Source organism: Rhodococcus sp. MurmanLake-1, from assembly GCF_056945715.1.
Map to the genome: position 1 here is coordinate 500,636 of NZ_JBWZNF010000002.1, position 21,961 is coordinate 522,596.

At 63.5% G+C, this 21,961-nt stretch carries 24 protein-coding genes and 1 riboswitch; of the genes, 12 read left to right on the top strand and 12 right to left on the bottom strand.

Translation table 11 applies throughout. The annotated features are described in order from the left end of the window. Window positions 1-25 precede the first annotated feature (25 nt). Window positions 26-214 (top strand): hypothetical protein, encoded by a 189-nt coding sequence (locus AC2ETI_RS08725; protein WP_019744939.1) that lies wholly within the window; start codon window positions 26-28, stop codon window positions 212-214. Between the two features lie 84 nt (window positions 215-298). Here AC2ETI_RS08725 and AC2ETI_RS08730 read toward each other — a convergent pair whose 3' ends face one another. Next, on the bottom strand, window positions 299-862 hold the full coding sequence (locus AC2ETI_RS08730) for a transglycosylase family protein (protein WP_019744938.1): 564 nt from the start codon (window positions 860-862) through the stop codon (window positions 299-301). A gap of 8 nt (window positions 863-870) precedes the next feature. Beyond that, window positions 871-1,080: riboswitch (cyclic di-AMP (ydaO/yuaA leader) on the bottom strand. 394 nt (window positions 1,081-1,474) lie between these two features. Here AC2ETI_RS08730 and AC2ETI_RS08735 point away from each other — a divergent pair. Continuing rightward, complete coding sequence (locus AC2ETI_RS08735) at window positions 1,475-2,872, top strand: YncE family protein (RefSeq protein ID WP_021332210.1); 1,398 nt, start codon at window positions 1,475-1,477, stop codon at window positions 2,870-2,872. 147 nt (window positions 2,873-3,019) lie between these two features. Here the strand turns inward: AC2ETI_RS08735 and AC2ETI_RS08740 are convergent, their stop codons facing one another. Next, window positions 3,020-3,409 carry a YccF domain-containing protein gene (locus AC2ETI_RS08740; protein ID WP_003939919.1) on the bottom strand — a complete coding sequence of 130 codons (390 nt, stop codon included), beginning with the start codon at window positions 3,407-3,409 and terminating at the stop codon, window positions 3,020-3,022. Window positions 3,410-3,442: 33 nt separating this feature from the next. Continuing rightward, complete coding sequence (locus AC2ETI_RS08745; protein ID WP_003940194.1) at window positions 3,443-3,670, bottom strand: hypothetical protein; 228 nt, start codon at window positions 3,668-3,670, stop codon at window positions 3,443-3,445. Between the two features lie 215 nt (window positions 3,671-3,885). Here AC2ETI_RS08745 and AC2ETI_RS08750 point away from each other — a divergent pair, with 215 nt between their 5' ends. Continuing rightward, on the top strand, window positions 3,886-4,299 hold the full coding sequence (locus AC2ETI_RS08750) for a cold-shock protein (protein ID WP_007733502.1): 414 nt from the start codon (window positions 3,886-3,888) through the stop codon (window positions 4,297-4,299). 88 nt (window positions 4,300-4,387) lie between these two features. On the opposite strand, the gene AC2ETI_RS08755 is transcribed toward AC2ETI_RS08750, so the two are convergent. From AC2ETI_RS08755 to AC2ETI_RS08765, 3 genes are all read right to left on the bottom strand, one after another. After that, complete coding sequence (locus AC2ETI_RS08755; RefSeq protein ID WP_254664902.1) at window positions 4,388-4,855, bottom strand: DUF2771 domain-containing protein; 468 nt, start codon at window positions 4,853-4,855, stop codon at window positions 4,388-4,390. A 26-nt stretch (window positions 4,856-4,881) separates the two neighbouring features. Then, a complete protein-coding gene (locus AC2ETI_RS08760) occupies window positions 4,882-6,576 on the bottom strand; it encodes an MFS transporter (protein ID WP_483633791.1) in 1,695 nt (564 codons plus the stop codon). 69 nt (window positions 6,577-6,645) lie between these two features. Further along, window positions 6,646-7,476, bottom strand: a complete 831-nt coding sequence (locus tag AC2ETI_RS08765) for a glutaminyl-peptide cyclotransferase (protein ID WP_021332212.1) — start codon at window positions 7,474-7,476, stop codon at window positions 6,646-6,648. 38 nt (window positions 7,477-7,514) lie between these two features. Here AC2ETI_RS08765 and AC2ETI_RS08770 point away from each other — a divergent pair, with 38 nt between their 5' ends. The 3 genes from AC2ETI_RS08770 (at window position 7,515) to AC2ETI_RS08780 (ending at window position 11,635) form a co-directional block, all read left to right on the top strand. Beyond that, the gene (locus AC2ETI_RS08770; protein ID WP_019744932.1) at window positions 7,515-8,336 is read left to right on the top strand and encodes a DUF3027 domain-containing protein; all 822 of its coding nucleotides are present in this window, start codon (window positions 7,515-7,517) and stop codon (window positions 8,334-8,336) included. A 68-nt stretch (window positions 8,337-8,404) separates the two neighbouring features. Next, window positions 8,405-11,077: a sacsin N-terminal ATP-binding-like domain-containing protein gene (locus tag AC2ETI_RS08775; RefSeq protein ID WP_483633792.1), complete on the top strand. Its 2,673-nt coding sequence runs from the start codon at window positions 8,405-8,407 to the stop codon at window positions 11,075-11,077. 6 nt (window positions 11,078-11,083) lie between these two features. Next, window positions 11,084-11,635, top strand: a complete 552-nt coding sequence (locus AC2ETI_RS08780; RefSeq protein WP_483633793.1) for a phosphatase PAP2 family protein — start codon at window positions 11,084-11,086, stop codon at window positions 11,633-11,635. On the opposite strand, the gene AC2ETI_RS08785 is transcribed toward AC2ETI_RS08780, so the two are convergent. Together AC2ETI_RS08785 and AC2ETI_RS08790 are read right to left on the bottom strand one after the other, a co-directional pair. Further along, on the bottom strand, window positions 11,625-12,665 hold the full coding sequence (locus AC2ETI_RS08785) for an iron-siderophore ABC transporter substrate-binding protein (RefSeq protein ID WP_483633794.1): 1,041 nt from the start codon (window positions 12,663-12,665) through the stop codon (window positions 11,625-11,627). The two genes, AC2ETI_RS08780 and AC2ETI_RS08785, sit on opposite strands and share 11 nt — an antisense overlap. Window positions 12,666-12,755: 90 nt before the next feature. Next, window positions 12,756-13,013, bottom strand: a complete 258-nt coding sequence (locus AC2ETI_RS08790) for a DUF2530 domain-containing protein (protein WP_151531711.1) — start codon at window positions 13,011-13,013, stop codon at window positions 12,756-12,758. A gap of 102 nt (window positions 13,014-13,115) precedes the next feature. Here AC2ETI_RS08790 and AC2ETI_RS08795 point away from each other — a divergent pair, with 102 nt between their 5' ends. From AC2ETI_RS08795 to AC2ETI_RS08805, 3 genes are all read left to right on the top strand, one after another. Beyond that, the gene (locus AC2ETI_RS08795) at window positions 13,116-14,570 is read left to right on the top strand and encodes an NCS2 family permease (RefSeq protein ID WP_483633795.1); all 1,455 of its coding nucleotides are present in this window, start codon (window positions 13,116-13,118) and stop codon (window positions 14,568-14,570) included. A 65-nt stretch (window positions 14,571-14,635) separates the two neighbouring features. After that, on the top strand, window positions 14,636-15,067 hold the full coding sequence (locus AC2ETI_RS08800) for a MarR family winged helix-turn-helix transcriptional regulator (RefSeq protein ID WP_019744926.1): 432 nt from the start codon (window positions 14,636-14,638) through the stop codon (window positions 15,065-15,067). 152 nt (window positions 15,068-15,219) lie between these two features. Beyond that, the gene (locus AC2ETI_RS08805) at window positions 15,220-16,527 is read left to right on the top strand and encodes an MFS transporter (RefSeq protein WP_483633847.1); all 1,308 of its coding nucleotides are present in this window, start codon (window positions 15,220-15,222) and stop codon (window positions 16,525-16,527) included. Here AC2ETI_RS08805 and AC2ETI_RS08810 read toward each other — a convergent pair. Continuing rightward, a complete protein-coding gene (locus tag AC2ETI_RS08810; RefSeq protein ID WP_256063244.1) occupies window positions 16,511-17,059 on the bottom strand; it encodes a hypothetical protein in 549 nt (182 codons plus the stop codon). The two genes, AC2ETI_RS08805 and AC2ETI_RS08810, sit on opposite strands and share 17 nt — an antisense overlap. Before the next feature lie 70 nt (window positions 17,060-17,129). Here AC2ETI_RS08810 and AC2ETI_RS08815 point away from each other — a divergent pair, with 70 nt between their 5' ends. Genes AC2ETI_RS08815 through AC2ETI_RS08825 form a run of 3 tightly spaced genes read left to right on the top strand, consistent with a single transcriptional unit; the run spans window position 17,130 to window position 18,833 of the window. Further along, window positions 17,130-17,720 (top strand): TetR/AcrR family transcriptional regulator, encoded by a 591-nt coding sequence (locus tag AC2ETI_RS08815; RefSeq protein ID WP_019744923.1) that lies wholly within the window; start codon window positions 17,130-17,132, stop codon window positions 17,718-17,720. Between the two features lie 49 nt (window positions 17,721-17,769). Next, window positions 17,770-18,576, top strand: a complete 807-nt coding sequence (locus AC2ETI_RS08820; RefSeq protein WP_003939731.1) for a TrmH family RNA methyltransferase — start codon at window positions 17,770-17,772, stop codon at window positions 18,574-18,576. Beyond that, window positions 18,573-18,833: a DUF2537 domain-containing protein gene (locus AC2ETI_RS08825; RefSeq protein ID WP_483633796.1), complete on the top strand. Its 261-nt coding sequence runs from the start codon at window positions 18,573-18,575 to the stop codon at window positions 18,831-18,833. The genes AC2ETI_RS08820 and AC2ETI_RS08825 overlap by 4 nt, the downstream gene beginning before the upstream one ends. Window positions 18,834-18,853: 20 nt before the next feature. Here the strand turns inward: AC2ETI_RS08825 and AC2ETI_RS08830 are convergent, their stop codons facing one another. From AC2ETI_RS08830 to serC, 3 genes are all read right to left on the bottom strand, one after another. Then, window positions 18,854-19,639, bottom strand: a complete 786-nt coding sequence (locus AC2ETI_RS08830) for a DUF6928 family protein (protein WP_069146455.1) — start codon at window positions 19,637-19,639, stop codon at window positions 18,854-18,856. Window positions 19,640-19,691: 52 nt separating this feature from the next. Beyond that, window positions 19,692-20,615, bottom strand: a complete 924-nt coding sequence (sepH, locus tag AC2ETI_RS08835) for a septation protein SepH (RefSeq protein WP_336503551.1) — start codon at window positions 20,613-20,615, stop codon at window positions 19,692-19,694. Window positions 20,616-20,814: 199 nt separating this feature from the next. Continuing rightward, window positions 20,815-21,936, bottom strand: a complete 1,122-nt coding sequence (serC, locus tag AC2ETI_RS08840; RefSeq protein WP_007733484.1) for a phosphoserine transaminase — start codon at window positions 21,934-21,936, stop codon at window positions 20,815-20,817. Window positions 21,937-21,961 lie beyond the last annotated feature (25 nt).

Sequence of the window (21,961 nt, forward strand, 5' to 3'; positions counted from 1 at the left end):
AACGGCGTCCTGTCAAAATGACTTCGTGGCCAACAATTCGAAGCAACACTATGTAGATCCAGGATGGCCGGAAACTGCAGACGGAGATCACGCAGTGACCGAATTGTCATCGACCCGCGCAGGTGGACTTTCACCCTTCGGCGAGGACACCACCTTTCCGGTTCCGGTGGAGTCACTTCCTTACGTACACCCGCACACCGTCATCAACCGATAACAACTCGACACGAAAGAAGGCCCGCACCGATTCGGTGCGGGCCTTCTTGATGTTCGAGCGTCCGAGCGGACAGTCTTACCGGTGTTACTTGAGGAACGTCTTTGCAGTGTCGGCGACTGCGAGGATCTGCGGGTCGACCGGGATGCCGTTGGCCTTGGCGAACGCGATTGCCTGATCGATGGCGTCAGCGACCGGGTGTGCAACGGTCTGAGCGACCTGCTGTGCCGGAGCCGGAGCTGCCTGAGGAGCCGTGGTGGCCGGAGCGGAACGCTCGGTGGCGCCGCTGCTCAGTCCGAGGCTGGAGGAGCAGGACGGCCATGCGCCCCAACCCTGGTTTGCGAGAACACGCTCGGCAACAACGATCTGCTGCTCGCGAGTGGCCTGGTTTGCGGTGGCTGCGTACTGTCCGCCGCCGTGTGCGTTCCACGTGCTGGGGGAGAACTGCAGTCCGCCCTGGTAACCGTTACCGGTGTTGATGGCCCAGTTTCCGCCGGCCTCACACTGGGCGAGACGATCCCAGTCGGAGTCGGGGGCAGCGCTTGCGGTTCCGGTGGCTGCAATTCCTGCTACGCCCATGATGGCGCCGGTGACGGCGACCTTGGCGACAGTGCGACCGGTGGTGGTGGGCTTGCGATGGCGTCCGCTCATGATGGTCGAAATCCTCTCCACACGCGCCTGCGAGGTCAGCTGTCGGGTTCGGGCTGAGAGGTCGCCCGGCCTCGCCTTTCCTGGCTGGAAAGGGTCTGGCTTCACCCCAAGATTCGGTCTTGCGATCGAACCGGTGTCCACTGGAGAACTTTTCTGTTCTCACAGAGGACTTTGGGTCCCCCGTCCTCGTCCCTGGAATGCTCTGTCGGAAGTCCGGTACCCGCGGGACAAGGCTTGGCGCGGCGGGCCGGAGGTGGCCGAGTTTCCCGGCCGAAAACGACGGTAACGGCTCGAGTCTCTCGTGTCACCATTTGATAACGCGGCGTGGCGAAGGACGTACAACGCGTCACACAAAGCGCAGGAGACTCTTCCCAGGTAGGTGGGGGTGCCTGAGTGAATGTCCGGTTGTGTCCGTTCCGTTATCCATCCGTAATGTGAGCAAGGTCACACGTTATGTGGAAATGGAATTCCGGCCGAGTGAGAGGTGTGCCGATCCAGGCCGAAGATGTGTTCTGTGTCTCAACATCGAGATTGTAACTTAGGTTAGGTTTGCCTGACTTGCCCCGAATGGGCAGGGTTCGCAGAGTCTTCCAAAGAAGTAGGGCACCCCTCATGAAACTGCAATACCGTCGGCGTGCGGTCACCGCGTCACTCGCCGTCGCCGCTGCTGCTGTCGGCCTGGCCGTCACTGCTCCCGCTGCACACGCCTCACCCGAGGATCCGACACACGGTGTTGTCGGAAGCTATTCCGCAACCCAGCCCGGCGACATCGTCGTCGACTCGGCAACCCACCGCGGATACATCACGCAGTACGGCGGACCGACCAGCTCGTTGTCCGTCGTCGACACGAACACCGGCAAGTCCGTCGGCACCATCGACGGTGTCGTCGGTTACCCGTCGGCACTTGCCGTGGACTCGGACCTCGGACGCGCATACGTGTCCTCCTCCTACGGCGGCGCGATCTCGATTGTCGACACGAAGACCGGCAAGGTCGAAAAGACGGTCACGCTGAGCGAGAAGAACCCCGACGGCTCGCGGCCGCAGATCAACGATGTCGTCGTCGACCCCACAACACACCGCGCGTACTTCTCGGACTACAAGTCCGGCAACATCCGAGTCGTCGACCCCAACGCCGCCGACGCCGTGTCGAGCATTCTGGTCGACAAGTCGGCAACGCCGACCAAGCTCGCCTTCGACAGTGTCCGCGGCTTTCTCTACATCGCGGACACCAACTTCTTCGACGAGAATTACGGCCGCACGCTGTGGCAGGCGGACGTACGCAAGGGCGGAGCACTCAAGTCGATCGTGCGTGCCGACAACCTCTACCCGGTCGACGTCGATGTCGACACGAACACCGGCAACATCTACATGACCGACACCCGGGCAACCAACCTGTGGGCGATCACCCCGGCCGGCGCGGTTCTGTCGAAGACCACGCTGTCTCCGACCGCGATTCCCAACGGCGTGGTCGTCGACGCTGCTGCAGGCATTGCATATGTCGCGGACGTCATGAACGGACACCTGTGGTCGGTCGATCTGACGACCCGCGCCACCACCGCTCTGACCGATACCAAGGTTCCGGCACTGGAGAAGGTCAAAAACCTCGCGCTCGACACCTCGACCGGCGCCATCGCGTCGACGACCAACGGGGGCAAGGTGACCGTCGTTGCTGCGTACCCGCTACCCGCGACCGTCGAACTGCCTGCCGCTCAGGTCGGTAAGGCGTATTCGCAGAAGCTCACTGCCGCTGATACCCGGGCAACCTTTGCGCTCACCAACGGTGCTCTGCCCGGCGGACTGACCCTCGCACAGGACGGCACCATCTCGGGAACCCCCACGGCCGTCGGCAGCGTCACCGTCGAGATCACTGCGAAGAGCGTGCTTTCGCGCGCTTCGAGTGTGACCATCGTGGTCTCCGAGGGTCCGGTCGGCCCCGTTGATCCGGGCAACCCGGGAACGGGTACCGGTTCGCTCGGTAACCTCCCCGGACTCGGTAGCCTCGGCCGCTGATCCGACCTGATACGAGAGAACCCGACCACAGCACCTGCAGTGGTCGGGTTCTTCTGTCTCCGGGCCCGCTTACGCGTAATTGACGCGGTCCACGGCTATGCGTAATTGACGCGGTCCACGGCTATGCGTAATTGACGCGGTCCACGGCTATGCGTAATTGACGCGGTCCACGTCGACGATCTCCTTGCCGAGCGGCATCAGCGAGATCGGAATCATCTTCAGGTTCGCGACCGCGAGCGGAATTCCGATGATCGTGATCGCCATCGCGACGGCGGTGACGATGTGTCCGATCGCCAACCAGATACCGGCGATGATCACCCAGATGACATTGCCGATCATCGAACCGACGCCAGCGGTCGGCTTGTCGACGACGGTCTTACCGAACGGCCACAGTGCGTAGATGCCGATGCGGAATGCCGCGATTCCGAAGGGAATCGTGATGATGAGGATGCAGCAGATGATGCCTGCGGCGAAGTAGCCCAACGCCAGCCAGAAGCCGCCGAACACCAGCCAGATCACGTTCAGGAGGATTCTCATGGTCAGTGACCTTTCGGTTGGAGGCGGGAGTGATCAGCGCACGCGTCGACCGGATCTGAGCGTGTAGACGATGGCCAGAAGGAAGCCGATCGGGCACGCGAGTGCCACCAGGTACAACGCCAGGCCGGGCGGGGTGTCGCTGAAGATGTGGACTGCGAAGATGGCCACGATCGCCAGGAATCCGACGATGAACAGTGCCATCGCCGTACGGAACAGACCGTTTCCGGTGCCGGAAGTGCGCGGGTTCGGTTGAGGGTCCACACCTACGAGGATAGTGCCTGTAAACCTGGGTGCCGACCCGGGTTCGTCACAGGTAGACTGTTAACAGACTGCGCGCCCCGCTGAAGCAAGTGTGGGGCGCGTTCTTTTGCATTCTTCCACCGGAAGCGATGCGAGCAAGGCCATGAGGCTCTTCCGAGAGCCTCCCGAGCACATTGGGGCAGATGCCCCAGTCGAGTGATGAGCAGGTGAACGCGGTGCCGACCGGCAAGGTGAAGTGGTACGACGTCGAAAAGGGTTTCGGCTTTCTGTCGCAGGAAGAGGGCGAGGACGTCTACGTCCGTGCTTCCGCTCTCCCCGAGGGCGTCGAAGGCTTGAAGGCCGGCCAGCGCGTCGAGTTCGGCATGGCTGCGGGCCGCCGCGGTCCGCAGGCGCTGAGCCTGAAGGTGCTGGAGCCGGCGCCGTCGTTGCGGGGCGCTACGGCGACGCGTCGTGAGCCCGTCGAGCGTAAGCACACCCCTGACCAGCTGCACGGCATGGTCGAGGACATGATCACGTTGCTCGAGGCGAAGGTCCAGCCGGATCTGCGCAACGGCAAGTACCCGGACCGCAAGACCGCTCAGCGGATCTCCGAGGTCGTCCGAGCCGTCGCTCGCGAGCTCGACACCTGATCGCTCGATTCGAGCTGCCGTACACGGCTTCGAAACAAAATGCCCTGCACACCAATCGGTGTGCAGGGCATTTTCGTTCTTCCGGGGATCAGGCGGTCTTGATCGACCAGATCAGTAGTCCCTGTTCGCTTCCCTCACCGACGGCGAGGTGGATTTCGACGCCGACGAGTTGCTTGACGGGATCGCTCGAAGATTCGACCGTCACTGCCAGGGCCTCGCCGGGCTCGAAGACTCGGGGTTCGCCGGTCTGGTTGCCGTCGGCATCCTCGTAGACCGCCAGCATGGCCCACTGCGCATCGGAGACGTCCGTCGACAACGACAGCTGCAGCGGGTAGCCCGCGGGAACGTCGAGGGCATAGATGTCGCCCACCTGGGCGCACTGGGACAGATCGATGGTGCAGAACCCGGCAGGGTTCGTCTCGATCGTCTTGCCGTGTGCGTATGCAGTGATGACCGGCAGCTTTTCGGGGTCGTCGTTGATGTTCTTGATGATCACGAAAAGAACGGAGACGTAAGCAACTAGTGCCACCACCATCAGGACACTGATCGCTGCCACGATCTTCTTTGTTCTCGAGCGCATCATCACTGCGGAGTACTTCCTTGTCCTCGGTTGGATTTACCGGTGTAAATCACTTCGGTCACTTCTTGTTCGGCCAGATCGGGTCGCTTCCCGCCGAGGCCGGGCAGGAGGCTGCTTCCTCGGTAGCTCAGGAAGGTCTGCAGAAGCCCGATCGTCAGGAACACCGATACAACAGTGAACCCGATCCAGTATTCGGTCGGAAGCAGAACCCCCAATGCGCCGCCGAGTACCCAGCTCAACTGCAGAACCGTCTCGGATCTGCCGAATCCGGACGCGATCGATTCCTCGGGCAGGTCGTGCTGGAGTGACGCGTCGAGTGAGACCTTGGCGAGTGCGCTGGCTGCGGAGGCTACGAGTGTGGCCAGCGCAGCGGTCATCAGGTTGTCCGTCAGCGCTGCGATCACCGCGATGATCCAGACCGACGCAGTGCACCGGAGCACGATCAGTGCGGGCCGGCCGAGCTTGAGGCGCGCACCCGTGGCATTTCCGGCGAAGTTTCCCAGACCGGCCGCTGCGCCGACCAGGCCGAGCATCATGGCTTGCTGGAGCGGCTCGTGATCGGTGCGTGATTTGGCGACGAACGCGATGTAGAGCGTCAGGAAGCCGGTGAGCACGCGAATGGTGCCGTTGCCCCAGAGTCCGATGATCACGGCGCGTCCGAGAGGCTGTCGGACCTTGGCCGGTTTCGCGTTCGGCTGTGGTGGGGCGCTGCCGGCGTGGTGCGCCTCGTCCGGGTGGTAGGTGATGGTCGCGGGAACCTCACCCTCGGTGACTTCGACCCACGACGGGATTCGCATGCTCAGATATGCGCCGAAGACGGTGACGGCGACGGCGAACCACAAGGCTCCGGTGGAACCGAAAGCGAGCGCGAGCGCACCCGCGACGGCGCCGGCGCCGATCGTTCCGCCGATCAACCCGAAGACCGTCAGACGCGAATTGACGCGCACCAGGTCTATTTCCGGTGGTAGGACGCGTGGTGTCACCGCACTCTTGAGTACCGAGAACGATTTACTGAGCACCATCATGCCGAGCGCGGCCGGATAGAGGATCCAACTGTCGAAGTTGAAGACCAGGATCACTGCGAGGAGCGTCCGGATTCCGAACGACGACGCGAGTGCGATGCGGCGGCCGCGCTGCAACCGGTCGAGCATCGGACCGATGAGCGGTGCGATGACCGCGAACGGTGCGATCGTGATCAGGAGATAGAGCGCGACCTTGGTCTTGTCCTCACCCGTCGCAGCCGAGAAGAACAGCGTGTTGGCCAGAGCGACGGAGATCGCGGCGTCGGTGGCGTTGTTCGTCATCACCGCGTAGGTGAGAGCGGTCAGACCGGACTTGTCCGCGCCGTCGGCCTTCGCTGCGCGCTGGAAGGTCGCGATGCCCTTGTTCGTCAGTTCGCGGCTGCGCATCGCTGCGACGCGGGTGACGGTGAGCTTGCGGGGCATCGGGGGAGCCTTGGGGGCGTCCGCACCCGGTGCCTTCGAACCGGACGCGGATTCCGAGTCTCCCCGTGATTCGGGGATCGGGTGCAGCGGCGGCAACGGCGTGCGACGCGCGGCGGGGCGAGCCGAAGGCGGGTAGTTGTCCGGGCGGGCCGCGGGTGGGTAATTGTCGTAACCGGGGTGCACCTGTTGCCCCTCCGGCTCGTCGTGGATTCGCCGAGTTTCGGGGTCGTAGGGTTCGCGCGGTCCGGTCACCACTCAATTCTGTCCTAGTGTCGGCGCGGCTACCACGCACACCCCTGCGAGTCCTGTGTCATGTCGGACTCAGTTAACAAAACGGACTTCGAACATCTGCGGCCAATACTTGCCGGTGAGCAGGAATCGATCGGTACCGGGAATCTGCGCGATGCCGTTGAGAACGTCGACGGTGCTGGTCGATCCATCCGTGACGAGTTCTTCGCGTAGCGCCGATGCGTCGTACACGTTCGTGACGGCGCCGTCCGACGGGTCGATTCGGACGACGGTGTCGGTGGTCCAGACATTGGCGTAGACGGAGCCGTCTTCGGCGCATTCCAATTCGTTCAGCTTGCCGACGGACTCCGAAGATCTGGTGACGTCGACTGTCGAGATCGGCGCAAAGGTTTCGGGATCGCGAAAGGTCAACGTGGCCGAACCGTCGCTGGAGACCAGCCGATCCCCGAGCGAACAGATTCCCCATCCCTCGGTGTCGAGTGGGAACCGCCCACGTTCGGTCAAGGTGTCCTTGTCACGGGCGATGGCGACGCCGTCTTTCCAGGTGAGTTGCCACAGTGTGTCTCCGGCGACCGTGATTCCCTCACCGAACAACGGCGGGTCGAGATCGGCACGCGCAACTTCCGGTCCCGAAGCGGGGGACTGCTCGTCGGAGATCTCGCTCGAGCGCACCCAGGACTGCCCGACGCGTCCGGTGCTTTCGTACAACCGGTTTCCGTCGATCTCGAGGCCCTGCGTGAACGCGTCGGGATCGTGCGCGGACACTCGAACGATCTCGACGGAGCCGGTTTCGGACGTGAGGCTGTCGGGAGCACCGGGGGAATCGGAGCACCCCGCCAGGGCTGACGCGATCACGGCGACCACTGCAAAAGTGCGCACGGAATTGGCGTGTGACCTACTCATCTGCCCAGCATGGCAGCCCAGTGCGTTGCAGACTTGCGGTGGTGCGGCAAACTGGAGGAGTGAGTGTTGCTACTTCTCCAGAGCGTGCAGTGCCGCGCCCAGTACTGGCCGATGCGGTCGAGCTTGCCCGAACGGCAGTCGTCGACCTGCATGAAGGCGGTGTGGGGGCATACCTCGGCGTGACGTCGGAGGACGAATTTGCCGCCACCCATCGATTTGCAGCAGACATTCCCGGATACCGCGGTTGGCAGTGGGCGGTTGTCGTCGCTGCCGGACCGGAGGACACCCGCGCAACTGTCAGTGAGTTGGCGCTGCTGCCGGGTCCCGACGCGTTGGTTGCGCCGGAATGGCTGCCATGGGATCAGCGGATTCGTCCCGGCGATCTCTCCGTCGGTGACCTACTCGCCCCGCCGGCCGAGGATCCTCGGCTCGTTCCCGGCTACGTCGCCACCGGTGACCCGGAAGTCGACGAGGTAGCTCTCGAAATCGGGCTAGGCCGCAAACAGGTCATGAGCCTCGAGGGCCGACTCGATGCCGCGCAGCGTTGGTTCGACGGTGACTTCGGCCCGGAGTCGGAGATGGCCAAGGCTGCCCCGTCGACGTGTGGGCTGTGTGGATTCTTCCTTCCACTGGCAGGTTCGCTGCACGCAGCGTTCGGCGTGTGCGGCAACGAACTCTCCGCAGACGGCCGGGTGGTCAGCGTGTCCTACGGCTGTGGCGCGCATTCGGACACCAGCTTGCCGCTCGGTGCGGGCTCGCCGCAGTTCGACGCATTCGACGACGGAGCAGTCGAGCTGATTGCGGTGCCCGCTCGCCCGTCGAGCGTTGTTGCAGTTGAGGATTCGGTATCCACCGAGTAGAAGATCCGTTCGGCACGGACGCACTCCGCGAGGCGACGCTGCGCGCGTGGTCGGAATCTCCGACGCGATTGCGTGAAGACGCGGCTGCGGAATCCGACCTCGCGAAGGCCGGGTACCGCGACCGTCTGCTCACCGAACTGGCGCAGAACGCTGCCGATGCAGCTGCACGCGAGGGCGTCGAGGGCTCTTTGTGGGTGGACGTGGACGGTCGGACGCTGACCGTCGCGAACACCGGCCGTCCGCTGGACGAATCCGGCGTTCACGCACTCACGGCGCTGCGTGCGTCGAACAAGGTCGACGCCGACGAAGGCGTGACGGGGCGGTTCGGAGTCGGATTCTCGGCAGTTCTCTCGGTCGGTGACGAGGTTGAACTGCGCTCGTCGACGGGATCGATTCGATTCTCTGCCTCGCAAACTCTGCGCGAGATCGAGTCTCGCGAACTCCCCGTGCCGGAAACCGGTGTCCCCGTACTTCGTTTGGTGTGGCCGTCTGGCGAATTGCCGAGCGACGGTGCCGATTCGGAAGTGGTGCTGACGCTTCGGCCGGACGTCGATGCCGCGGCGCTGCTTTCGCAGATGACACGTGAGGCAGTCGATCTGCTGCTCGAACTCCCGGCTCTCGGATCAATTCGTTTGGGTGAGAAGACTTTTCGGCGATCGGAACGAGTGCTGGATTCCGGTCTCGTCGAGGTGGTCATCGGAGATCGCACGTGGTGGCAGTACTCGGCGCCGAATGCACGGTGGTTGGTGCCGGTCCGCGACGGGGTCGTCGAGCCGGTCGCAGACGACGTGCTGCGGGCGCCGACCCGATCCGACGAGGAACTGTCGATCCCGGCGATCATCATTGCCGACATTGCAATGCAACCCGATCGGCGACGCCTCATGCCCGCTGCACCGATCGCTCCGCTTGCCGAGGGGTACGCGAAGTTCCTTGCTGTACTACCTCCTCGGCAGCGAACGGCACTCGTCCCGATTCCTGCCTTTGCCCGCAGCGAAACCGATTCGCTTCTGCGCGAAGCACTTCTGAAGGAGCTGCAGGAAAACGAGTGGCTTCCGGTGGTCGGTGAACCCGACCGCGCGCCGCAGCGAGCATCCGTGGTGCCCGGGCTCAGTGACGATCTTGCCGAGTTGCTCACCGACATCATCGGCGGCCTGGTCGTCCCCGAGCTCTCCGGCCCCAAGCACGAGCGAGCGCTCGCGGCGGTGTCGACGCACCGCATCGGGCTCGCGCGTATCGCGGAACTGCTCAGCGGCTTGGAACGTGAACCGAAGTGGTGGAATCGACTCTATTCGGCTCTCGAGCCCTTGGTGATCGACACTCTTGCGGTGGAAGAGCTTGGAACACTGCCGGTTCCGCTCTCCGATGGACGAACGGTGACCGGACCGCGGACCGTCGTCGTCGGCGTCGAACTGGGCGAAGACGCACCGTCTGTGCAGTGGACGAGGTTGGTTCATCCTGTCGCGGCGCACCCGTTGCTGTCTCGATTGGGAGCACAGACCGCGAGTGCCACCGACCTGCTGTCCGATCCGGCACTGCGAGCATTGATCGAAGATGCTGCGGATCAGGATGATTCGGTAGCGACGGAGTTGGCGCAAGTGGTGCTCGGATTGGCGGCCCACGTGGCGCCAGGGGCGCTGCCGTCGTGGATCGGTGAAGTGCTGCTTCCTGATTCGGAGGGCGAATTGCGGTCCGCCGACCAACTTCTGCTTCCGGGAGCTCCCCTTGCAAGCGTCCTGGTCGAGGATTCTCCCTTCGGCATCGTCGACGCTGATTTTGTTCAGCGGGTGGGGGAGCAGGCGCTACGGGTAGTCGGTGTCGGGTGGGGTTTCACGGTGGTCCGTGAGGAATTGCCGTCCGGCCCCGATCACGATCTCGACGCCGAAGACGCATGGTGGGACACCCTCGACGAGGACCCCGAATACATCGAAGCCGTGCGCGATCTCGATCTCGTGGACGAAGACCGCTGGCCGCAGGCGCTGTCGCTGCTGGTCGAGTCGCCGGCGACGCGGGCGCTGCTCACCGACCGTCGTGGATACACGGCGTGGTGGTTGCGTTCGAATGCCGAACTCGGCGGTGAGGTGCTTGGCTTGCTGCGCGCTCCGGGCGATCGCACCTTCGAGGGATTGCTCGATGCTGCCGAACACCCCGACGCCGGATTCTTCTCCGGATTACTGGCATCGGATACCGTCGACGATCCGGAACTGGCTCAGCTGCTACTCGATCGGCTTGCCGACCCACTACGGATGCCGGCCTCCGCCGTCGTCGCGCGGACGCACCGACTGCTGGGTGAGGCAGCGCAGCGACGGGTTCTCGACCTGGAGGAACTGCACCTGCCGCCGTTCGTGCGAGGCCTTTCCGGCGATCTGGTCGATCCCGGCGACGCCCTTGTTCTCGACCGACCGTGGCTGGGAGCGGCACTGCCTGCACAACGAGTGGTGCTCGGCAGTTTCGAGACAGCTGACGCACTGGCAGATCTGCTCGACGTCGCTACGGCGTCCACATCCGTTCACGGACGAGTGAGCAGCACCGGCGTTGTGACGACGTGGGCGAACGAACCACAGGCAGTTCTCGGCTTCGCAGCCCTCGGCCGTGAGGTTCCCGGCGGCGAGGTAGTGATCCATCACGAACTGTCGGTGGAACTGACAGGAGCGGTGGAGGCGACAGTGACCGTGCCGTGGTGGGTGGACTCGGACGGCGTTCATCACGTGATGCGCACGTGGACTCTGCCGCAAGGGATGTGAGGGCAGATGTCTTTTGATCAGTGGGTACTCGACAGTGCAGTGAGCCAGCGGACGGCGTGGCTCGTGGACGTGGTCGACGTCATCACCGACAGCGGCGGAACCCTCGCGTCGTGGCTGATCGCGACGCTGCTCACGATCGTGCTTCTGGTTCGGGGGCTCCGAACGGACGCTCTGCTGATCGCCGGATCGATGTTGACCGGTCTGCTCGTGATGAGCGGATTGAAGCGCATCTTCACGCGAACCCGTCCACCCCTGCCGGAGCGTTTGATCGAAATCGATTCGTATTCGTTCCCGTCGGGCCACGCGATGATGAGCGTGATACTCGCGACTTCGGTTGCCGCAGTGATTCTTCGGCTTGCTTTGCCGAGGCTCGCGAAGATGGCAATGCTCGCGAGCCTCGGCCTGTACACGATCGCTGTCGGATTCTCCCGCGTCTACCTGGCTGCCCATTGGATGACCGATGTGCTGGCAGGTTGGGCGTTCGGGATGGTGTGGGCCGGAGTGTGGATCTGGGGAACTGCGCAGATCAGGAAGCGCCGGGCGCTGGTTACTTCGTGAGTTCGGCGAGTAGTTGGCTTGTCGCCCACGGCAAGCTCAGTGCTGAACTCGCGGTCAGGGCCGCACCGACCTGCGGGGCCTGATCGTCGTTGACGTAGACGACGCGATTGTTCTTGACCACGTCGAGTTGCTGGAAGCCCGGATTGTTTCGGACCGCCTGGGCGGCATCGGGATTGCCGATGACAACGAGACGGTCCACGTCGAGGAGATCTAGTCGCTCGGTGGAGATGGGCGCGTAGAACTCACCGTTCATCAATGCCTCGACCGCGGGAGCAGGTTTGAATCCGAGACTGCCGAGGACCCGTCCGCGGGCGTCCTCGGAGGAGAAGGCGTAGAACTCCGGGGTCGTGTCGACGCTGATGATCACCGCGGTCTGTTCTGCAAATTCCGGGTGAGCGCTTCTGGCGTCGGCGAACTGCTTGTCGATATCGGCGACCAACTTCTCGCCGTCGGCTTCGCGACCCACTGCCTTCGCTGCGGTCTTCGTCGTGATCTGCCACGGAGTTGCGTAGTCGCCGTAGGCCGGATCCTTCGCGACGGTCGGGGCGATCGCGGAAAGTGTGCTGTACAGGTCTTTGTCGATGCTCGAGTAGAGCGCGAGGATCAAGTCGGGCTCGAGCGCAGCGATCTTTTCGACGCTGATCGTGGTTTCGGGATTGCTGCCGACGACGGTCGGTTCGGTTCCGCCCCAAGGGCCGGTGACCCACGGCCACGTGCGGTTGACGTCCGGCTCGCCCGGGTACTGATTGACCATTCCGACGGGCTTGATGCCCAAGGCCAGCAGAGCCTGCTCGTCGTTGTAACCGACGGTGACGATCCGTTGTGGTTCGGAATCGATCGTGGTGCTACCGAAAGCGTGATCGATCGTGACGGGGAAGGCGCCGCCACCGGAACTCGACGAACTACTTGCTGCGTCGTCGTTCGAACTGCAGGAGACGAGTGCTGTGCCGACCAGGGCGACCAGAGCAACGGATGTCAGTCTCGTCCAACGTCCTCGGCTTTTCCAACGATTTCGGTGGGAGATCTTCACGGTTACGTGGTTCCTTTCAGCATTGACAAGCTAAGACCGACACTAGAGTGCAGGGTAGGCTTACCATGCTGGCAGGGTGAATCGACCTGCTCAGTCGACCAGACCGGCGCCCTGTTGTGCGCCCTTGTCACCGCGCACAGCTGCGCGTCGTTGAATGGAGAACAGAGCGAAGCCGAGGAAACCGACTCCGATGCCCGCGTAACAGATCGGGAGGGCATCCGACCAACGATCGCCGCTCACCGCGACCACGATCGTGGCGACCACCCACAACGCGGTGCCGACGATCAGTGCCGGCGCGGGTGCGGACAATTTGCCGATCAGGCTGGTTGTGTTGCGAGTCTCCGTCACAAAATTAACGCTACCCGTACCCCGGTGGCCTACTCTCCCTAGTGCGACCGGCTTCATGTGCGCCGGCACACGGCGACCTACAGCGATGGGGAAAGAACAAACATGGCGGCACCCGGCAAGATCCTCGACACCTATTTCAAGATCAGCGAACGAGGGTCGACGATCTCGACCGAGATTCGCGGCGGTGTCGTCACCTTCGTGGCGATGGCCTACATCGTGGTCCTCAACCCCCTGATCCTCGGCAGTTTCTCGGCTGACGACGCTGCAGCGAAGACCGACGTTCTCGGCAACATCCTTCCGGTCAACCAGGTGGCTGCGGTCACCGCTCTGGTTGCCGGCCTGATGAGCATCGTCTTCGGTCTCGTTGCCAACTATCCGTTTGCCATCGCCGCGGGTCTCGGCATCAACAGCCTGCTCGCCGTCACCATCGCACCTCAGGTCACCTGGCCCGAGGCGATGGGCCTGGTGGTCATCGACGGTGTGATCATCGTTCTGTTGGCACTCACCGGTTTCCGAACTGCGGTGTTCAATGCGATTCCCTCGGCATTGAAGTCCGCGATCGCGGCCGGTATCGGCATGTTCATCGCCTTCATCGGACTGGTCGACGCCGGATTCGTCCGCCGCATCCCCGATGCCGCCGGTACGACGGTTCCCGTCGGACTCGGAATCAACGGCTCGATCGCTTCGTGGCCGACCGTGGTTTTCATCTTCGGTGTCCTGCTCATGGGTGTTCTGGTCGTGCGCAAGGTTCGTGGTGGACTGCTGATCGGCATCGTCGTCACGACGATCCTCGCTGCGATCATCGAGGCAGTTGCCGACGTCGGACCCTCGCTCGGAACCAACCCCAAGGGCTGGAACCTCAGCATCCCCGCGATCCCGGAGATGCTCGGTGGTATGCCTGATCTGAGTCTGGTCGGCGACGTCAGCATCTTCGGCGCATTCACCCGCATCGGTGTTCTGGCCGCCAGCCTGCTTGTCTTCACCCTCGTACTCGCGAATTTCTTCGACGCCATGGGCACGATGACGGGTCTCGGTAAGGAAGCCGGCCTGACCGACAAGGACGGAAACCTCCCCAACGTCGGTCGCGCGCTTGTCGTCGAAGGCGCGGGCGCGATCGTCGGCGGTGGCGCTTCGGCGTCGTCGAACACCGTGTTCGTGGAATCCGCGTCGGGTATCGCCGAAGGCGCCCGCACGGGCCTGGCAAATGTCGTGACCGGACTGCTCTTCCTCGTCGCGATGTTCCTGACGCCGCTCTACTCCGTCGTGCCGATCGAGGCAGCTGCGCCTGCCCTCGTCGTCGTCGGTGCGCTGATGATCGGACAGGTCCGAGACATCGATTTCACCAAGTTCTCGGTGGCTCTCCCGGCCTTCCTGACCATGATCGTCATGCCGTTCACCTACTCGATCGCCAACGGCATCGGCGTCGGCTTCATTTCATGGGTGGTCCTGCACGCTGCCAGCGGTGGTATCAAGAAGATCCACCCGTTGCTCTGGATCGTGGCGGCACTTTTTGTGGCCTACTTCACTGTCGGACCCATTACCGACGCCCTTACGTGAAATCAGGGTTGACCGGTATTCGATTACGTGAGCTACCGGCCAGCTCTTGACGTATTGTCTGACGCGTGACCACCGAAACTCGTGCGCTGGCCAGCGATCTTTCCCTGGCTGTAGTGCGTCTCACCAGGCATCTGCGCGGCCGCAGAGTCGACGCTCAGGTATCGCTGACGCAACTGTCCGCTTTGGCGAGCCTGGATCAGTACGGCCCGATGACCCCTGGCGTACTCGCAGCACGTGAGAAAGTTCAGCCGCCGTCGATGACGCGCGTTGTTGCTTCTCTCGCCGAGCTCGGTCTGGTCGAGCGCTCGCCGCATCCCACGGACGGTCGTCAGATCATCGTGAATCTCTCCGACGCCGGGCAGGCGTTGCTCGCGGACGAGACCCATGCGCGTGAGGCGTGGATGAACGAGCAGCTGGCCGGGCTGGGTGGCGAAGAACTCGCGACGCTGCGCGGTGCCGTCGGGATCATCACGGAGATGGTCAACAAGACGGAGTAGTTCCGCGAGTTAGAGGTCGTGTAGCTCAGCTACTGAGACGTCGCGTAGCTCCGCTACATAGAGGTCGCGTAGCTCCGCTACATAGAGGTCGTTGCCCAAACGAATTACTCGAGGGGCAAGATGGTGGGGTGCCCCGAGACCCCGATTCCGGCATGTTTGCCGCGCTCCACAACCGCAACTACCGCCTTTGGGCTTCCGGACAGATTGTTTCTCTGGTCGGCACGTGGATGCAACGTATTGCCCAGGACTGGCTGGTACTGACGCTCTCGGACGGCAACGCGTTGGCGGTGGGCATCGTCATGGCCTTGCAGTTCGGTCCTACGCTGTTTCTGTCGGTGTGGGGTGGGGTGCTGGCCGATCGGTACGACAAGCGTCGGATCCTGATCTTCACGCAGTGGGCGAGTGCGGTATGCGCACTGGTGTTGGGTCTGTTGGACGTCGGTGGGCTCGTCGCGTTGTGGCACGTCTTCCTGATCGCCTTTGCCCTCGGCTGTGTCTCGGCGCTCGACGCACCGGTGCGTCAGTCGTTCACTATCGAAATGGTGGGCAAGGAACACCTGTCCAATGCCATCGCGCTCAACTCGATGACGTTCAACACGGCCCGCATCGTCGGTCCGGCCATCTCGGGTGTTTTGATCAACCTGATCGGAACCGGGTGGGTATTCCTGCTCAACGTCGCGACGTTCGGTGGGGTCCTCATCGCGCTGTACCTGATGAACAAGAAGGAGCTGATCCCGTCCGAACCGGCGCCGCGTACCAAGGGGCAGGTGCGCGACGGGTTCCGATATGTGTGGGGTCGCAAGGACCTTCGGGTGATCATGGTGTCCGTCTTCATGGTCTCGACGTTCGGCCTGAACTTCGCGATCAGCCTGGCGGTGATGGCGCGCAACACGTTCGGTCTCGAAGCCGACGGTTACGGACTGCTGTCCACGACGCTTGCTGTGGGAACCCTTGCAGGCGCTGCGTATGCCGCAAGGCGCAAGGAAGCGCCGCGGTTGCGGACGTTCCTCGGTGCCGCAGTGGCTTTCGGCGTGTTCGAGGTCGTGGTGGGATTGATGCCTACCTATGCGTTGGTGGCGCTGATGTTGATCCCCACGGGCGCACTGACGTTGACGTTCACGACGTCCGCGATGAACATCCTGCAGATGTCGGTCCCCTCCGAGATGCGTGGGCGGGTGATGGGCATCTACATGCTCAGTTTCCTCGGTGGCACACCGCTGGGAAGTCCGCTGCTTGGTTGGCTCGCCGACTCCGTGGATCCCCGTGCGCCTTTGATCGTGGGCGGAGTGATCTCGCTCGTCTCGGGCACAGCGGCCGGGGTGTACCTGCTACGTAGCGAAGGGCTGAAACTTCGTCTTGCGAGGCCGGAAGACGGTGGCAGGTTGCCGGTGTTCGTCCTGCGTCCGGTGATCGTGTGCGACGCGACCGAACAGGCAGTCGAGGCTAGCCGCGCGCCGTGACCTTCTCGCGCTTGGGAAACACCGTGTAGCTCAGGGCGATTGCTCCCCAGATTCCCAGCACCACTGTCAGCTTGCTGATCCATCCGTCGAGGGCACCCGTACGTGCGGGGTCGTCGACGAGGAAGATGGCTGCGCCGAGAAGTCCGCACGCGATGGCCCAGGCGATCGCGGCTTTGCCGAACTCGCGCCATTCGCGCAGTGCTCGCGCACTCCCGTACTCGGGTGGCGCGACGGGAGCCGGGCCGCCGGCGAATCGGTAGGCGAACCTGGCGTCGGCCCAGGAGATGAGACTGTGCCCGAACGCAACGGAGAAGCCGATGTAGGCCGCAGCAAGCCCGTGGGTGAAGTTCGCCTCGCCGCCGTCCTGAAGATCGAGGGCTGTGGCGACGAGCAGGACGACGTCGACCAGGGGTGCGCAGATGAGCAGTGCGGCACCCAGCGTCTTGCGGCGCAGCAGATAGCGGGCGGCGAGACCGGCGGCGATGAACACCCAGAACATGATTTCGCACGCGATGATCAGATGGACGATCATGACATCAGCTCATTTCTAGTACGACTGTGTTAGTGATCGAAAACTAGCACAACTGTGTTAGCTTTGTGAAGTGGTGAAACGAAGCAGCCCCGATGAGCGACGGGAAGAGATCGCCGAGGCTGTCTGGCGTGTGATCCGTCGCGATGGTGTGGCGAGCGCGAGCGTCCGGGCCGTCGCGGACGAGGCGAAGATGTCGACGGGGTCGCTAAGGCACTTCTTCGCGACGCAGTCCGAACTCTTGCTGTTCGCGATGACGCTCGTGACCGTCCGAGTGGAGAAGAGAATCGCCGGCATCGACTTCGATCCCGACATCCGCCGCGCGATCCGCCAGTTCACCGATCAGTTCGTTCCCCTCGACGAAGATCGGCGTGAAGAAATGCAGGTCTGGGAGGCGTTTGCTGCTGCCGCCCAGACCGATTCGACGTTGACCGCAGTGCGTGACGAGACGGACCGGACGCTGTTCGAGCACTATCGAACATTTGTCGAGGCCGTACATGATGCAGGATTCCTGCAGCCGGACGCTTCGGTCGACATCGAGGCGATGAGGTTGCATGCGCTCGCCGACGGGCTCGCGTCGCACGGCGTCGACAATCCCGAGCGAACCAATCCGCAGGTGATCGGCCAGGTGCTCGACGCGCATTTCGCTACGCTGCTGCGCTAGGTCGGGAGTAGTGGTGGGGGGCTCGCGGTGCGTACGGCACGATAGACCCGTGGTTCACGTCATCGACATCTCAGATCCCGCCGACCCCCGGTTGGATGACTTTCGCGATCTCAACTCCTCGGATCGGCGCCCCGACCTGCCGGAGGGCAAGGGACTGGTCATCGCCGAAGGAGTATTCGTCACTCAGCGGCTGCTGACGTCGCGGTTCGAGCCGATCAGTCTTCTCGGCGTCGAACGACGGCTCCTGGAGCTCGCTGACGATCTCGACGGTGTGGACGTGCCGTTCTACCGTACGAGCGCCGAAGTGATGGCCGAGGTCGTCGGATTCCACCTGAACCGTGGCGTCCTCGCTGCAGCGGCCCGCCCGGCGCCACTCGCGGTCTCGGACGTGCTGAAGGACGCAAAGACCGTCGTGGTCCTCGAAGGCGTCAACGATCACGAGAACCTCGGCTCGATGTTCCGCAACGCTGCAGGGCTCGGCGTGGACGCCGTTCTGTTCGGGAAGGGTTGTGCTGACCCGCTCTACCGGCGGTCGGTCCGTGTGTCGATGGGGCACGTGCTGCGAGTGCCCTTCGCGCATGTGGCAAAGTGGCCACATGACTTGGATGAGCTGCGTGGCAACGGTTTTCAGCTCATATCCTTGACTCCGAATCCGGAAGCGGTCACTTTGGCCGAAGCGATGACCGGGGAGAAGGTGGCACTACTGCTGGGCGCCGAGGGGCCAGGTCTGACCGAACATGCGATGCGGGCCACCGACATTCGTGCCAAGATACCGATGGCTCCCGGCACCGACTCGCTCAATGTCGCAACCGCAGCGGCGATGGCCTTCTACGAACGTGTCAGGACCGGCCGGTGACTCTGGACCGCACGCCCTGGTTCACCGGAATCGCGGTGTCGGTATTCGCCGCGATGCTCTCGACCAGCGCCGTCGCGGCGTTCTGCATCGCGCTCGGCGACGTGAACGTGCTCCTGGCGGTTGTCGTCAATATCATTGCGGTAGGTGGACTTGCGCCGACCGTGTGGCGCTGGCGAGCCGTCCCCGTGTGGCGATGGGTGGTCTACGGCGCGGTAGTCGGCGTTCCGCTCGGGTGGATCGCAGCGATAGCCGCGTGACTGTGTGATGCTTGTTCGCGCTACTTGAACCCGAAGTACCGGGCGAGGCGACCGCGCGGCTTGGCCACGGGTGCGTCGTGGATCGGCGGCATGTTTTCGGGCATGGGTATCTCTGTCGGCGCCTGCTCGGGTACCGGCGCGGGAGCTGGGGGCGCAGGTTTGGGTGCCTCGCCGGGGCGGTGAATCTTGAAGCCCCACAGGAGAATCTGCGTTGTGTCGAGTTCGTGTTCTCGCGGCGCGCCGGTGTATCGGAATCCCAGCCACTCGAGGTTGGCGGACTCCGCGAACTGCTGCGGGTGGAACGGAAGTGACTGCGGATCGGGCAGGATCCCGGGCGGGTAACGCAGGGGATGGTTGCCGGCCCAGAATTCCAGTTCCCAGGTCTGCGGGATCCCCAGGTTTTCGACGATGTCGATCGGGATGGCACTGAACGAGCGTCGTAGCTCGCCGTTCTCCCACAGTGCAAACGAACCCTGCGCGGTTTCGGGGACGGAGCTGATCAACAGCGTCGAGCCACCCTCGGCCGAAAGGTGCCAGGACTCAGGCAGTTTCGAGGGGACAAATGTGCTGAGTTCGGAGCTGCAGACGACGCTCACTCGGCCGTACGCGCCGACGAAGACGTAGCCGGGGCTCACCGTCGCGGCCATTGACAGCGGCTGAGGACCGAGAGACTCGAACTCCTTGTCCGGGTACAGCGACATGGCGATTTTCAGCGCCTCGGTCTGATCCGGCTGTGGGTACTTGCTCAATTCGGTGCGAGCGTCTGCGCCGCCCAGAAACCAGATCGTCGATACCCGTGCAGCCACCGGCAGCCCTCTCTCCTCAGCCTCGCTCGAAAGAAGAATACTTTCCTTCGGGTCAGCGACCGCTGCTGCGGACCCCGAGGAGTACGTCGTCCCACGAGGGAAGAGCAGGCCGTCCGCGCTTGTCCTTGGTCTGCGTCTGCTGCGGAGCGGTTTTCGGGGTCACGTCCGGTGCAGGCTCGGGAACCTCTTCGGCGACGACTGTTTCCGGCTCGACAGCAATCGGCTCGGGCGCCACGATTCGTTCAGCCACCACCGTTCGCTCGGAAACTGCTGTCCGCTCGGAAACTGCTGCGGGCTCCGGCTCGATCTCCGCCACCGGTTCGACGTCGAATCGGGACAGTTCAAGCTGCTGCGGCTCGTTCGAAACCACCGGTACCAGGCCGCGGAGCGGGCGACCGAAGTCGGGATCGATCAAGTCGAATGCCGCGTCGTCGAGTGCGACGATCGTTCCGCCGTGCGCGTCGGGCTGGTAGCGCCAGTGTGCGGCGTTGGTGGTGCGGCCGGCCTGCCACTGCAACTGCGCGACCCACTGATTGTCCTCGTCGCGCCAGGCATCCCAGGTGGCCTCGTCGATGCTGTGGCCGCGGGCGCGGAATGCGTGGGTCACGATTTCGGAGAGGGTGGGAACCGTCGGGCCGTTGTCGCGCACCGGGTGTCCGCCCTGCGCCATTTCCGCGGCGCGGGAACGCTCGAGCAGAACGGGGTACGCAAAGCGCTCGACCTTGCTGATGGGGATCTTCGCTTCTTCGGCGACCTGCTCTACGGAAGCACCGGAACGAATGCGCGCCTGAATTTCGCGGGGACGGAGTTGGCTTTCCATTTCGATCTCAATCTGGCCGAGTCGAGCCACGTCTCCGCGGGAAGCTGCACGAAGTTTGTCATCGGCGGGAAGCCGGAATTTCTGGCCGGTTTCAGCATCTGCGCACACCACATGCGATCCATCGGGTTCAAGTCCGATCACTCGAAGCTCTCGCACATTGACCTCCTTATCGCGCCGGCTCGCGACTTTGCGCCGCGCTCAACTGTAATTCATTCGTGACCATGGACTCGGCAGGACACGCAGGGCGAGATGACCTCGGATCCGACCACCGGTGTGGTAGCTCACAAGGCCTGGCGCAAACGACGCTCGGCCCCCGACATCATGTCGGGGGCCGAGCGGTGAAGCAGTATGAAAATCAGCCGAGCTGAGAAACGACCCAGTCGATGCTCTTGGTGAGAGCGGTGACGTCATCGGGGTCGATGGCCGGGAACATGCCGACGCGCAGCTGGTTGCGGCCGAGCTTGCGGTACGGCTCGGTATCGACGATTCCGTTGGCGCGCAGGATCTTTGCCACCTCGGCAGCATCGACGTCGTCGTTGAAGTCGATGGTGCCGACAACCTGCGAGCGGTGTGCCGGATCAGCGACGAACGGCGTTGCGAACTCGCTGGCCTCGGCCCAGTTGTACAGGCGCGAGGACGAATCCGCGGTGCGAGCGGTGGTCCAGTCGAGACCGCCGTTGCTGTTCATCCACTCGATCTGGTTGGCGAAGAGCAGGAGGGTGGCCAGGGCCGGGGTGTTGTACGTCTGATCCTTGGAGCTGTTGTCCACGGCGATGGGCAGTGAGAGGAAGTCAGGCGTCCAGCGGCCCGAATCCTTGATCTCCGCGACGCGCTCGAGGGCGGCCGGGCTCATCAGCGCGATCCACAGTCCGCCGTCTGCGGCGAAGCACTTCTGCGGAGCGAAGTAGTAGACGTCGGAATCGGCGACGTTGACCGGAAGTCCACCGGCGCCCGAGGTGGCGTCGATGGCGATCAGTGCGTTCTCCGAACCCGCGGGGCGCGAGACGGGGATCGACACACCGGTGGAGGTCTCGTTGTGCGCCCAGCCGATGAGATCGACGGACGGGTCGGAGACCGGCACCGGTGCGCTGCCCGGATCGGCGGAAACGACGATCGGGTCACCGATGAACGGGTTGGCCTTGGCGACCGAAGCGAACTTGGAGCTGAATTCGCCGTTGGTCAGGTGCAGCGACTTCTCGCGGATGAGGCCGAATGCGGCCGCATCCCAGAACGCAGTGGTTCCGCCGTTGCCGAGGACGACCTCGTAGCCCTCGGGCAGTGAGAACAGATCGGCGAGGCCGGAACGAATGCTGGCCACAACGTTCTTGACCGGCTTCTGGCGATGGCTGGTGCCGAACACCGAAGCGCCCACCTCGACCAGGGACTGCAGCTGCTCGGGGCGAACCTTGGAAGGACCGCAGCCGAAGCGTCCGTCGGCGGGCTTGAGGTCGGCGGGGATGATCGGTGTGGAGGTCATCGCTTCTTTCTGTTCCTTCACTTGT